Origin of the sequence: Riemerella anatipestifer (assembly GCF_009670965.2) — a bacterium.
In the GTDB taxonomy this organism is placed as follows: Bacteria; Bacteroidota; Bacteroidia; order Flavobacteriales; family Weeksellaceae; genus Riemerella; species Riemerella anatipestifer_B.
The window spans coordinates 1,629,258-1,643,298 of record NZ_CP073239.1 but is presented as its reverse complement, the minus strand read 5'-3'; the positions used below and the strand labels follow the sequence as shown (position 1 = coordinate 1,643,298).

The following is a 14,041-nucleotide window of genomic DNA, read 5'->3' as shown; positions in this document are numbered from 1 at the left end:
ATACTTTTAGATTAAAATTACTTAAACCCTTTTTCGGTTTTGAAATACTATTTCATCTATTTCCTGAATGGTTTTTCTTTTGCCTTTTGCAATCCATTCTAGCAATTCTTCCTCATAAAAATAGAGTTTTTTCCCATTTTTATAATGTGGAATTTGTCGTTTTCGTACTAATGTATAAACTGTTGGTTTTGCCTTTTTAATAATCTCACAGGCTTCATCTATGCTTATGGGAATTTTCTTGTTATTGATTTCAATAGCTTCTTTACTTTTTACAATAACTTTCAATTCTTCTATCTGATGAGATAGAAAGGCAACTGCTTTTGGCAGATTTTCAAATGAAATTTCGTTTGCATTCATAATATTTTTAATTTTCAAAATTATGTCCGCAAAACTATGATGTATTTTAATTGTGATTAAAAAAACACATCATCACATTATTAAAAACACATTGTTTTTTATCATCAATGGTGTTTAATTTTGTGCTTAATTCCTAATTATCATTAGTAGTTTTAATTTTTATTTCTTTTTCATAATTTTTTATGTGAAAACATAAAACACATTGTATCACATCAAAAAGCACAACAATTTATTTTGTGAAAATTTAGTAATATCTTTCAGTAAAATGATTTTTCCCTTTTTTTCATCATCGCGTAAATGTTTTATTATGGTACTTTCTGTTTGATTTCCTAATTTTTCAGTGAAAATATTCTGCAAGAAATTGGCTATAATTTCCTGTTTTCCAACTTTGAAATGATTCCAAATATTCCAGCCAAAATGATACAAATCATAATTTGTTAAATCTTTTACTATTATAGATTTTGAATTTGAAAAATCTGTTTTTCCGTTAGAATAGGCAATGATTTCTTTGTAAAAATTTTCCAAATCTTGGGGATTTTCTATGTGATTTTCAAAAACTTTTTGAGTGTATTCTATGGCTTTTTCTTGTTTTTCTGTTGGCTCAGTTTGTTTTTCAATCAATTCTTTTTTAGGCTGTTGAAGGCTTGGACAACTCATATTATAAATATTTACAATAGGAATTTCCGCCTTTACAAGTTGGTATGAAATGTTTTCTTTATTTAAAAAATATTTTTTACTTTCAGCTATTTTATCTCCCAGTTCCTTAATTGATTTTTTGGATTTTTCTTTCAACCTTTTAACAAATCTAAAAATTTCTAAAAGAAAAAGTTGAAAATTACAATATAAAAAGACCATTGATAGTATAAACACGAAGATAGTCATATAAACACTTTCTTTATTCAGTTCCAGTTTTACCATAATGGGTATGGTAGTTGCTAATATTGATGTGATAAGTCCCAACTCTTTTGCTCCCAAAATCAAATGTTTCTCTTGTATCATATTCTATATTTTAAAAATTTAACTTAATTGCTTCCGCTGCTTTTATTTTCTTTTCATCAACTAATTTTGCATAAACTTGTGTTGTATTCACATTGGTATGCCCCAGCATTTTGCTCACGGTGTAAATATCCGTTCCATTGGCTAATTGCAAAGTCGCAAAAGTGTGTCTAAAACAATGAAAAGTGATATTTCTATGAATACCAGCTTTTTCAATCCATTTTTTCAAAGGGCGAGAAATCCACGAAGAATTGGGTAAATCCTCAAAAACAAAATCTTCCAAACCTCTTCTTTCTCCACACAATTCCAATGCTTGTTTGGAGATTGGTTTATACTCCACACCTTTGGTTTTCTTCTGTGTAAAATGAAGTTCTATTTTTTCTTTACTCACTACAATTTCTTTCCATTTTAATTTTTGAATATCCGAATGCCTCAATCCTGTGAGAGCCGAAAAAAGTGATGCTCGTTTTAAAACATCATTATCACAAGGAGTTTTTGCCAAAATATTCAACTCTTCTTCCGTGAGATATTCCCTCCTTGATGCTCTAATGGAAATTCCTTTTATTTTGCCTGATATATCTGAAACAAAGTATCCATCAATAAAAGCTTGTTTTAGGATTGCTTTAAAAATAGATAAATAAGTTGCCGAAGTATTGACAGAAATAGTTCCTTTTTTATTTCCGTTACAAGGTGCAGAAAGTAAAAACAATTTAAAATCTTCCGAAAATTTTAAATCAATTTGAACAAATTTTATATCTTCTCCTGCAAATAATTTCAAGAGTTCTATGGTTCTTTTCCAAGTTATCCGAATGGAATCCGAACTATTTTTGTGGCGTTTTTTTAAAAGTTCTTCACTATATGCCAAAAAATTCTCTTCCAATAATTCTTTTTGTTTCAACTCTTGATTATCTCCAAACAATAGTTCATCATCATATTGTTTCTGCAATTTTCTACGAACTGCATCAGCAAATAGCATTGTTTCTTTATCCAAATCACTTTTACAGATAATTATTCCGTTTTCATCTCGTTTGGGTTTATAGGAAATATTGCCGTTTTCATCGGTTCTTGCTTGGCGATTTTTGTCAAAAACCACCGAACTTACACTTCTGTTTAAGTATTCTCGCACTCGTTTGGGGTTTTCATCATTGGATTCATAAACAGGATAGCTCTCAATATACACATACCATTCTTTTCGGAACTCTGCCTTACGAAGCCTCACGGTAGATTTAGTAGGTTTTCTCTTCATTGCCGAATAAATATTTTATCAATTTTACTTTTAGGAACATATACAAAATTTCCTATTTTTTCTTTTGGAATTTTAAACTTATCAATTACACGATGAACCGTTGAAGGATTTGCCCCAAACTTTTCACTTACCTGTGATATTGTATAGCAATCTTCTTTTTTATATTTTTTACGAAATTCACTTTCTTGTTTTTCTTTTTCATCAATGATAATTGGCGAAAAGAGTTTTTCCAATTCCAATTTATTTATCCTTGTAAGTCTTTCTCCCAAATTTACACTACGAATTACTTTCCGTTTGATTAATCTATGAATTGTGCTTTTTGAAATACCAAATAAAACAACAGCCTCCCCCACAGAAATAAATTCTCTGAGTTGAAGAACTGCAATTTTATCTACATATTTTTCTAAAACCTTTTCTCTTTCCTTTAATTCTTTTTCTTTTTTTTTCCGATTCTTATAGTTTTTATCAGCACATAAATGCGAACAAAAACGAGTTGTCATTGTTTTTGCCTCAAATGGTTTTTCACATTGTTCGCAAATTTTAGGTATTTTCAAATTACTAAACCCCATTTTTCATATATAATAAGTAGCAATAAGTTTATTTAAGACTTTTAAGACTCACATTATAGTAAATTAAGACCCGCTACAAATATGGTACAAATTTATAATTAAAAAATAAGAAGAACAATAAAATACAATAAAGTATAAAATAAAAAAACTACTATAAATCAATATTTTATAGTAGTTTTTAATATTTACTAATCGTTGACAATCAACTCTTACTTCACTTCTTCAAAATCTGCATCTTGTACATCATCTGCAGCATTACCTGTGTTAGCTTGTGCTTGTTCTGCACCTCCTTGTGCTTCAGCTTGTGCTTTGTACAACTCTTCTGATGCTGCCATCCAAGCCGCATCTAAAGCCTCAGATTTAGTTTTAATATTTGCCATATCTTTAGCTTCATAAGCTGTTTTTAATTCAGCTAAAGCTGTTTCTATCGCTGATTTTTTATCCGCAGAAATCTTATCTCCAAATTCTTTTATTTGCTTTTCAGTTTGGAAGATTTGTCCATCTGCTTTGTTGATAAGGTCAGCTTCTTCTTTTTTCTTAGCATCTGCTGCTGAGTTTTCTTCAGCTTCTCTCTTCATTCTTTCAATTTCTTCATCAGAAAGACCAGACGATGCTTGAATTTTGATAGATTGCTCTTTACCTGTACCTTTATCTTTAGCAGAAACGCTCAAAATACCGTTAGCATCTATATCAAAAGTTACCTCAATTTGTGGTACACCTCTAGGTGCTGGTGGAATATCTGTAAGCTCAAATCTACCGATTTCTTTGTTATCGTTAAACATTGGTCTTTCCCCTTGTCCTACTCTAATAGTAACCGCAGGCTGGTTATCTACCGCAGTAGAGAATACTTCTGATTTTTTAGTAGGAATGGTGGTATTAGCTTCTATTAACTTAGTGAATACAGAACCCATAGTTTCTATACCTAAAGAAAGAGGTGTAACATCTAATAACAATACATCTTTAACATCTCCTGTAAGAACTCCCCCTTGGATAGCCGCACCTATAGCCACTACCTCATCTGGATTTACTCCTTTAGATGGAGCTTTACCGAAGAATTTCTCTACCGCTTCTTGTATCGCAGGAATTCTTGTAGAACCACCTACTAGGATAATTTCATCAATATCAGAAACGCTCATACCTGCATTTTTAAGAGCAGACTTACAAGGCTCGATAGTTCTTTGAATTAAATCTCCTGCTAATTGTTCAAACTTAGCTCTAGTTAATGTTTTAACCAAGTGTTTTGGACCTGAAGCTGTAGCTGTGATATACGGTAAATTGATTTCTGTTTGAGTAGAAGATGATAATTCAACTTTTGCTTTTTCTGCTGCTTCTTTCAATCTTTGAAGAGCAATAGCGTCAGATTTTAAATCTACACCCTCTTCCGCTTGGAATTCAGCCACCATCCAGTCGATAATCACATTATCAAAGTCGTCTCCTCCTAGGTGTGTATCCCCATCGGTAGCTTTTACTTCGAAAGATGCGTTACCATCTACCTCGTACATTTCTAGTACAGAAACGTCGTGAGTACCACCACCACAGTCGAACACCACTACATTCATATCCTTCTTACCTACCTTATCTAGACCATAAGCTAAAGCTGCTGCAGTAGGTTCATTGATAATTCTTTCTACCTTAAGACCTGCAATTTCTCCAGCTTCTTTAGTTGCTTGTCTTTGTGCATCGTTAAAGTAAGCAGGCACAGTAATTACCGCACGAGAAACTTCTTGACCTAAATAATCTTCAGCCGTTTTCTTCATTTTTTGAAGAATCATTGCAGAAATTTCTTGAGGCGTGTATTCTCTATCTCCAATTTTAACTTTAACAGTATCGTTAGAACCTTCTACCACTTGATACGGAACTCTAGACACCTCGTTAGCATCTGTTTTAAAGTTAGCTCCGATAAATCTCTTGATAGAATAAACTGTATTTTTAGGGTTTGTAACCGCTTGTCTTTTTGCAGGATCTCCTACTTTTCTCTCACCATCTTCAGTGAAAGCTACGATAGAAGGCGTTGTTCTTTTTCCTTCTGCATTAGGGATTACCACAGGGTCTTTACCCTCCATTACTGCCACACAAGAGTTAGTAGTACCTAAGTCGATTCCTATAATTTTACTCATTTTAATTATGTATTTTTTTGTTAATATTCATTTTTAGTACACCTCCAATTTTACCAAGAATATGCCACTCCCTTTTTTATGACAAAATGACAGTATCAAGCATCATCATTTGCCTAGATATGGTTTTTTCAGTCAGTAGCATTGTATTTTTTCATATAGACAATTATCAATATTTACTTCCCTTTAAATATTTTTAATAAAAATCGCTTATTTTTGTTCCCTTTTATGCTTTACGCTCAAGTCATACTACCGCTTAATTTAAAAGGAACTTTCACTTACAAAGTTCCCATTGATTTACAGGATAAAATAGCGTTGGGTATGCGCGTTCTTGTTCCGTTTAGAGGAAAGAAGATCTATACTGGAATTATCTCAGACCTTCACCAAAACACTCCCGAAGAGTTTTCTCCAAAGGAAATTTACAGCATTTTAGACGACACCCCTATTTTACCTCTCCCACAGCTTGAGTTTTGGCAATGGCTATCTTCTTACTATCTGTGTAATTTAGGCGAAATTTACCGTTTAGCATTTCCTTCATCATTAAAATTGGAGAGTGAGACTTATCTAAAACTCAAACCAAATGCTAACATAGATTATGAACTTCTAGATGCCAACGAAATACTTTTAATACAAGCGTTGGAAGTCCAACAATTGGTCAATCTTTCTGAAATGGAAGCCTTTATTCCGAAGAAAAATTTAATTAAAACCATCAACGCTCTTATAGATATGCACTATATAGAGATAGATGAAAAAGTGGTAGAAAAGTACAAAATAAAGGAGGTAGCTTATGTAAAAATTAAAGAGGAATTGCTAGGCAATCAGTCTTTAGCAGAGGTCATTTCTAGCCTTAATAGAGCGGAAAAACAAAAAGAACTTTTCCTGCTCATTTTGTCTAAACAAACGACTTCGCCTGAAGTTCCTATTAAAAAATCTATTTTGTTTGAGGAAGGCAATTTCGCTCACGCCCAAATGAAAGCTCTGATAGATAAAGGTCTAGTAGATGAATATTACCTCCAGCACGACCGACTAGAGACTTACAATGGTGATATAGAAGACCTTGAACCTCTTACTGAAACTCAAGACAATACACTTAAAGCAATAGAAGAAGCTTTTGCTCAAAATCAGAAAGTATTATTACACGGCGTAACTTCTTCGGGGAAAACACATATCTATATCCACTTGATAGAGCAACTCATCAAAGAGAATAAAAACACATTATTATTATTACCCGAGATTGCATTAACCAAACAAATTATCCGCAGATTAGAAAAAAAATACGGCGATTTAATTGGCTTTTATCATCAAAAACTCACCGATTTTGAACGAGTGGAAGTTTGGCGAAAAGTAAAACTCAACAAGATTAAAGTTCTTATTGGAACTAGAAACGCATTGTTCCTGCCCTACCAAAATTTAGATTTAGTGATTGTAGATGAAGAACACGATTCTGCCTACAAACCTAGAGAAGCTAGCCCTTACTTTAATGCTAAAGATGCAGCTCAAATCCTAGCTCATCATTATAAAGCACATCTACTGCTCGGCTCTGCTACGCCATCTTTGGAGTCTTATTACGCCGCCCAAAAAGGAAAACTTAAATACCTTTATTTAGGCGAACGATACGGCAATGTAGATTTACCAGATTTTGAAATCATCAATATTAAAGAAGAACAGGAAGCCAAAACTCTAAATGGTAATTTTTCGGCAGCATTAGTTCAAAAAGTTCAGGAAAATTTAGAGGAGAACAAACAAATCATCGTCCTCCATAACAGAAGAGGCTATGCCAATGTGGTAGAATGTGAGGCTTGTGGACATGTAACCTATTGCTCTAACTGTGATGTAGTAATGACCTATCACAAATCTTCTAACGAATTGAAGTGCCATTATTGTGGACAAAGAGCTTCTAAACCTAACCAATGTCCTAAGTGCCAGTCTCAACAACTCAATACCAAAGGCATCGGAGTAGAACAAGTAACTGAGGAAATCAAAAGGCTGTTTCCAGAAGCAGAAGTGGACAGAATGGATATAGACTCTATGAGAAAAAAGTTTGCCTATGAAAAACTCTACGAAAAAATAGAAAATAGAGAGACCGACATCATTGTTGGCACACAGATGATTTCTAAAGGTTTAGACTTTGACCATATAGACCTAGTGGCAATTCCTAAAGCTGATGCACTTCTCTATGTACAAGACTTTCGAGCGGAAGAAAGAGCCTATCAACTCATCACTCAGGTATCCGGAAGAGCAGGTAGAACTTCAGGAAAAGGTAAAGTAGTTATACAAACTTACAACCCAACACACCCTTTGTTCAGCTTGATTAAAGACAATAGCACTCAAGAAATCTATGAGCATTTTCTAAATGATAGAAAAAAATTCCTCTATCCACCATTTACCAAAGTGGTACTTTTAGAAATTAAACACTCCAAAGAAGGTAAAGCAGATAGAGCATCACAATTTTTAGGCTCTATTCTTAGAAAATACTTACCTTTAGACTGTGTTTTAGGTCCAGAAAAAGCGCCTATCTCAAAGTTGAAAAACAAATATCAATACCAAATATTACTCAAATTGCCTAGAAATAATAAATACTTTACTTTCAAAGAGTACATTTCACAATCATTGGACGAGTTCAGAGAAATCTCCGCTTATCAATCTGTGAAAATAGAAGTGTTTGTAGATTTTTAACTCTTTTTAACATAATTTAAGTCTATTTACCACCTTGGCATAGGTCTAGACTTATAATATTTTTTACCTTTGTTTCGTTGTTTTCCAATAGAAAACCTCAAAGTAATAAAATTTAAAAGTATGAATTTAATAAAAAAAGGACTTTTAACAGCCTGTATATCTATATTTTCCGTTTCATTTGCTCAATACTCTAGTTCGTACCCTACCTACGAAACACCAACTACTGAAAAAGTAACTCTTTCGGCTAAAGAAGAACTGGACATCGCTATCAATCGACTGGCAAGTGACCCTATGGTAAAAAATGGTCAATGGGGGTTTGTAGTTTATGACCCTAAAAGTAAGCAAATCATAAGTTCTTATAATGAGGCTACTCCATTAGTTCCTGCATCTACCACAAAGTTATTAACTACAGATGCAGCCATGAACATTATAGGTCCCAAGTTTAAGTATAATACACAGCTAGAATACTCTGGTAAAATATCTGAAACAGGAGTTCTAGAAGGCAACCTATATATTATAGGTAGCGGCGACCCTACTTTAGGAACTGGTATGGCTGGTTCTTCTAGTTATAGTAGCATTGCTTCTGATTTTATATCTTCAATAAAGAGCTTAGGAATTACCAAAATCAACGGTAGCATTTTCGTACAAACTGCAGTTTTCAAAGGTAATAATGACAACCTTCCTGCTAACATTGTATGGTTAGAAAGAGAGAACTACTATCTCCCTGTAGGCAAGACAGCCAATATAGACCCAACCAAAGAGAGAAAAATCACCAAACGCAAATTTAAAGCCGATGAAAAAAGATTTTTCTATGTTTCTCCATACACCAACCAAATGGTTTATACAGAATCTTTTGAAGGCAATACTGTAACTGGTAAGATACCTTCAGCACCTTATTCTCTCGCTAATACATTAAAGGCCTCTTTACTTAAAAATAAGATATCTGTAACAGGCAAAGTAGAGGGAAAAACAATTGATATCACACCCGAAGACAGAACTTTTATCACCAAATACCAATCACCTAGTTTAGAGGAGATTGTGTATTTCGTTAATCAAACAAGTAATAATAGATTTGCAGAAGCCTTACTTCGTTCAGTAGGATTTTACAAAAACGGAGACGAGTCTCTAGCAACAGGCAGACAAACAATCGTAGAACATCTAAATGCTAACGGCTATGATTTCAACGGTTTAAACCTAATGGACGGTAGCGGTTTATCTAGAAACAATCTGGTAACCCCTATTTCACAGGTTAAGTTTTTGGCAGGTCTTATGAAAGAGAAATATTACAAATCCTACTTTGATTCGTTGCCTATTGCAGGGCAAACAGGTACATTAAGGAAAATGTTTCTCTATAACGAAGGCTACGGACAAATCTTTGCTAAAACAGGCACATTAAGAGCTGTAAAATGTCTAGCAGGTTACATCAATACCAAATCTGGCAGAACGCTTACCTTCTCACTTTTAATCAATAACTACACAGGGTCTGTAAATCAGATTAAAGCTAAAATGGAAAAACTACTAGAGCCGGCACTCAATCTCTAGTATTTGTAAAATAATCTATAAAGTCTTCCAACAGTGAAGGCTTTTTTTATTAAATTAGCCAACGATTTTATAACCAAAATAAACTAAATATGATTTCTAAAAATTATCTAGAGTATTTACAAACCGAACTTCAAAACATCAAAAACGAAGGTCTTTATAAAAACGAACGCATCATTACCTCTCAACAATCAGCTGAAATTGTAGCCAATGGTAAAAAACTACTTAATTTCTGTGCCAATAACTACCTCGGGCTATCCAACCACCCCGAAGTTATGAAAGCCTCACAAGATGCTATTGCTTCTCACGGTTACGGTATGTCTTCTGTGCGTTTTATATGTGGCACACAAAATATTCATAAAAACCTAGAGGCTAAAATATCTGAGTTTTTGGGCATGGAAGACACTATTCTCTATGCCGCTTGTTTTGATGCCAACGGTGGGGTTTTTGAACCACTATTTACAGCAGAAGATGCCATCATTTCTGATGAACTTAACCACGCTTCTATTATTGATGGAGTAAGACTTTGCAAAGCGGCAAGGTATCGTTATAAAAACAATGATATGGCAGATTTGGAAGCTCAGCTTATTGAAGCAAGTAAACACAACCACAGATTTAAAATCATTGTTACCGATGGAGTGTTCTCTATGGACGGTATCGTAGCCGACTTAAAAGGCGTTTGTGATTTAGCTGAAAAATACGATGCTCTAGTGATGGTGGACGACTCCCACGCCACAGGTTTTATCGGCAAAACAGGAAGAGGTACTCACGAAGCAAACGAAGTTATGGGAAGAGTGGACATCATTACTTCTACACTAGGGAAAGCACTAGGTGGAGCGTTGGGTGGCTTTACTTCTGGTAAAAAAGAAATTATAGATATGTTAAGACAGCGTTCTAGACCTTATCTGTTTTCTAACTCTTTAGCCCCTGGCATTGTAGGTGCGGCAACCAAAGTTCTAGAAATGATTTCCGAAGATACCAGCCTAAGAGATAAGGTAATGGATAACGCCCAATATTTTAGAACCCAAATGAAAGCCAAAGGTTTTGACATTCCTGATGGCGATGCCGCTATTGTACCTGTAATGCTTTATGATGCCCCACTATCACAAAAAATGGCAGAAAAACTTATGGACGAAGGCATCTATGTTATCGGGTTTTTCTACCCTGTGGTTCCGAAAGGCAAGGCTAGAATTAGAGTACAATTATCAGCCGCACACACAAGAGAACATTTAGATAAAGCTATAGCTGCCTTTGAAAAAGTAGGAAAAGAACTAGGGGTTATCTAACCAACCTATATTTATAAAAATAAAACCTTTGTAACATTTACTACAAAGGTTTTATTTTTTTTATTATATCAATCAGATTTAGTCTTTAATGATGATGGAATAAATGCCCTAGCAAAGCAATCAGAATCCCTGACACTACTAGCAAGAGCTTCATCCAATCCATTTTGTGGTTTTTATTGCTTTCAAATATAATTACAGCGGAGATATGCAGAAATATCCCTCCCACTATAGCTAGAAAATAAGACTGCCATTCCATTGGGATATATTTTCCCAAAAGCACTCCAAGAGGAGAAGCCAAAGCAAAAATGCTAATGATACTCCACGAATAACGCTTTGATGACCCTTTACCAAACAAATACGCTCCCAAAACAAAGGAAATAGGAAGGTTATGAAACAAAATACCTGTAAGATAGGGCGACAAAACCTCTGTTTCGTTAGCTAAAGGGATACCTTCTATAAAAGCATGAAAAAACAAACCCACCATAAGTGCCACAGGCAGTATATTTTTAGCTTCATTGTGATGGTGGATATGCCCATGCTCAAAACCTTTGGTAAAACTTTCTAAAACCATCTGTAATAGCACTCCTAATACAATCCAAATCCCTATATTATGATTCTGTTCGTGGTACACCTGAGGAAAAACTTCGTTAAGACAAATCGTAATAAGAAACCCCGCACTTAGAATAAGTAAATTCTTTGCTAGCTTCTCTTTAGCCCCAAAAAACTTACCTAACAATACCCCCAGTATCACACTTAGAATGAGAAGAATAATAATCATAGAATTAAAAATAGAACCGCAAAAATATTAAAAAACCTTGGGAGTACAGCTATAAATATGGAAGCCTTGAAGTAAAAAAGCAAATCAACTGTAACTAATGATACAAAATACCACCAAAACTAAACAGATATTTAAGTCTTATATTCCTTATTTTTTTATTAACTTTGCACCCAGTTTTTGAGAAAATGTAATATGGCGACTAATGTTTATGATAATATTCTCGGTTTAATAGGAAATACTCCTCTTGTTAGATTAAATAAAATTACCGAAAATATAGCAGCTACAGTCTATGCGAAGATAGAGTCTTCTAACCCAGGGCACTCTACTAAAGATAGGATAGCTCTGCATATTATAGAACAAGCAGAAAAAAAAGGATTACTAAAACCAGGTGCTACTATTGTAGAGACCACCTCTGGTAACACAGGGTTCTCTATTGCCATGGTAAGCATTATCAAAGGGTACAAGTGCATCTTATCTGTAAGCGATAAAACCAAGCCTGAAAAAATAGCTTATCTAAAAGCATTAGGTGCTACTGTATATGTTTGCCCTGCGAATGTACCTGCGGACGACCCTCGCTCTTATTACGAAGTCGCTAAAAGAATTGCTAAAGAAACGCCTAACTCTATCTACATCAACCAATATTTTAACGAACTAAATATAGACGCCCACTACACCACTACTGGTCCTGAGATATGGGAACAGACCCAAGGGAAAATCACACACCTAATTGCGTGTACTGGTACTGGTGGAACACTTTCTGGCTCTGCTAAATTCCTTAAAGAGCAGAACCCTGACATTAAAATCATTGGAGTAGATGCAGATGGTTCTATACTTAAAACTTACCACGAAACAGGGGCTATCAACAAAGAGGATATTCACCCCTACCAAATAGAAGGATTGGGCAAAAATTTAATCCCAACTGCACTTAGGTTTGATTTAATAGACGAATTTGTAAGAGTGAACGATGAACAAAGTGCTTACCGCACAAGAGAAATTGCTATAAAAGAAGGCATTATGGGAGGCTACACTACAGGAGCCGTTACCCAAGCTCTTATGCAGTATGCAGAGGAGAATCCGTTTAAAGAAGATGATTTAGTGGTGCTTATCTACCCAGACCACGGTTCTAGATACATCAGCAAAGTCTATAATGATGAGTGGATGGAATCTCAAGGTTTTACCAATAACGAACTCCATAACTACAACAAGCTCTTTAAAACAGAGCATATATAAACTAAAATTATAGGTAAAAACTGTTTCTACAACAGATGTAGAAACAGTTTTTTATTTTACAGCAACTCATCAAAACCCTTTTTTATACCATTAAGATGAATTGGATTATTTTAATCATTGCAGGACTCTTTGAAGCCTTATTTGCATTTTGTTTAGGAAAAGCCAAAACTTCGGAAAGTACAGAAGCGGTTTGGTGGTATCTAGGCTTTTTAGTTGCCCTGACTACAAGTATGGGGTTACTCATTAAAGCCACCCAAACACTTCCCATAGGAACCGCCTACGCTGTATGGACAGGAATAGGAGCGGTAGGCACTGTACTGATGGGCATCTTTGTATTTAAAGAACCTGCCACCACACTAAGGCTCTTTTTCTTAGTCACTCTTATAGGCTCTATTATCGGGCTGAAAGCTGTATCAAGCTAAATACATTTTTAGGGAAGACCTCCCTATGGATATAGGGAACGCCTCCCCACAGTCGTGGGGAGGCGTTTCTCTTTAAGCTAGGGAATAGCACCCTATTTAGCCAATAACCACTGGCGACGAAAGTACACCCACACGAGGCTCTTTGGTGGTGATGCCACCTTTAGCATATTGTGTGGTAATGCTTAGCTCGTAGTTACCCGCTTCTAAATCTGTAGGAACCAGTATGAGTAACCTTGACGGCTCATTAAGCACAATATGTTCTGTTGAGAGCTTCACTTCTTGCTGAGTGTCTAAGTTTTTAAAGACGATGCCGTTTTTAGGACTGTCTCCATCTATTTTAATATAAGTACCTTTGATTTCAGCGTTTTTGCCTTTGGTAAGTGTGCCATCTGCTTTGCCTGTAACCTTGTCGGTAATGCTGAACACACTCATAGGGCTGGATTGTTCGCCTAGGATTTCTACCTTAGTGTCTGCTACCGCTTTTCTAAGGTCTAAGCCTTGGTTCACATTCACATAAACGGAGTGCTTCTCTTTATCCCAAGTTTTGTCGTAAAATACGCCCTTAATGGCAGGACGCATATACACCAGTCCTGTATTTACACTATAACCATTAAGTACTAGCTCTGAGGCTTTACGGTTAAAACGAGTGATAATATCTACTGCCGTTTCGGTTTGTATTTCCATACCCTCTTTTTTAAGAGCTTCTATAATTTCTGTAATGCCAAGGCTACCACCTAAGAGAGGCACGGCTACAAAATCGTTAGGGTCGTCTTTCGTGAGTAGGTTGGGACGCAACCAAGCTTTTAGTGTATTCATAAGTGTAAAATT

The 14,041-nt window shown here is 35.0% G+C and carries 12 protein-coding genes; 5 read left to right on the top strand and 7 right to left on the bottom strand.

Going from position 1 to position 14,041, the window contains the following annotated elements:
* Positions 1-21: 21 nt before the first annotated feature.
* From D1J36_RS07555 to dnaK, 5 genes are all read right to left on the bottom strand, one after another.
* A complete protein-coding gene (locus D1J36_RS07555; RefSeq protein ID WP_079206381.1) occupies positions 22-357 on the bottom strand; it encodes a helix-turn-helix domain-containing protein in 336 nt (111 codons plus the stop codon).
* A gap of 207 nt (positions 358-564) precedes the next feature.
* Complete coding sequence (locus D1J36_RS07550) at positions 565-1,356, bottom strand: hypothetical protein (protein ID WP_154137970.1); 792 nt, start codon at positions 1,354-1,356, stop codon at positions 565-567.
* 10 nt (positions 1,357-1,366) lie between these two features.
* The gene (locus tag D1J36_RS07545; RefSeq protein WP_079206385.1) at positions 1,367-2,599 is read right to left on the bottom strand and encodes a site-specific integrase; all 1,233 of its coding nucleotides are present in this window, start codon (positions 2,597-2,599) and stop codon (positions 1,367-1,369) included.
* On the bottom strand, positions 2,596-3,153 hold the full coding sequence (locus D1J36_RS07540) for a helix-turn-helix domain-containing protein (RefSeq protein WP_252339367.1): 558 nt from the start codon (positions 3,151-3,153) through the stop codon (positions 2,596-2,598). Before D1J36_RS07540 ends, D1J36_RS07545 begins: the two co-directional genes overlap by 4 nt.
* Positions 3,154-3,377: 224 nt before the next feature.
* Positions 3,378-5,285 carry a molecular chaperone DnaK gene (gene dnaK / locus D1J36_RS07535; protein ID WP_154137968.1) on the bottom strand — a complete coding sequence of 636 codons (1,908 nt, stop codon included), beginning with the start codon at positions 5,283-5,285 and terminating at the stop codon, positions 3,378-3,380.
* 225 nt (positions 5,286-5,510) lie between these two features.
* On the opposite strand from dnaK, the gene priA reads away from it, so the two are divergent.
* The 3 genes from priA (at position 5,511) to kbl (ending at position 10,783) form a co-directional block, all read left to right on the top strand.
* Positions 5,511-7,958 (top strand): replication restart helicase PriA, encoded by a 2,448-nt coding sequence (priA, locus tag D1J36_RS07530; RefSeq protein WP_154138026.1) that lies wholly within the window; start codon positions 5,511-5,513, stop codon positions 7,956-7,958.
* A 120-nt stretch (positions 7,959-8,078) separates the two neighbouring features.
* Complete coding sequence (gene dacB / locus D1J36_RS07525; RefSeq protein WP_154137967.1) at positions 8,079-9,500, top strand: D-alanyl-D-alanine carboxypeptidase/D-alanyl-D-alanine endopeptidase; 1,422 nt, start codon at positions 8,079-8,081, stop codon at positions 9,498-9,500.
* Between the two features lie 89 nt (positions 9,501-9,589).
* Positions 9,590-10,783, top strand: coding sequence for a glycine C-acetyltransferase (gene kbl, locus D1J36_RS07520; RefSeq protein WP_154137966.1), 1,194 nt, complete (start codon positions 9,590-9,592; stop codon positions 10,781-10,783).
* 85 nt (positions 10,784-10,868) lie between these two features.
* Here kbl and D1J36_RS07515 read toward each other — a convergent pair whose 3' ends face one another.
* Positions 10,869-11,561, bottom strand: a complete 693-nt coding sequence (locus D1J36_RS07515) for a ZIP family metal transporter (protein WP_154137965.1) — start codon at positions 11,559-11,561, stop codon at positions 10,869-10,871.
* A 192-nt stretch (positions 11,562-11,753) separates the two neighbouring features.
* Between D1J36_RS07515 and D1J36_RS07510 the strand changes: the two genes are divergently transcribed.
* Both D1J36_RS07510 and D1J36_RS07505 read left to right on the top strand, forming a co-directional pair.
* Complete coding sequence (locus tag D1J36_RS07510) at positions 11,754-12,791, top strand: PLP-dependent cysteine synthase family protein (RefSeq protein ID WP_154137964.1); 1,038 nt, start codon at positions 11,754-11,756, stop codon at positions 12,789-12,791.
* 95 nt (positions 12,792-12,886) lie between these two features.
* Positions 12,887-13,213, top strand: a complete 327-nt coding sequence (locus tag D1J36_RS07505; protein ID WP_154137963.1) for a DMT family transporter — start codon at positions 12,887-12,889, stop codon at positions 13,211-13,213.
* Between the two features lie 96 nt (positions 13,214-13,309).
* On the opposite strand, the gene D1J36_RS07500 is transcribed toward D1J36_RS07505, so the two are convergent.
* Complete coding sequence (locus D1J36_RS07500; protein WP_154137962.1) at positions 13,310-14,029, bottom strand: DNA-binding domain-containing protein; 720 nt, start codon at positions 14,027-14,029, stop codon at positions 13,310-13,312.
* Between the last annotated feature and the right edge of the window lie 12 nt (positions 14,030-14,041).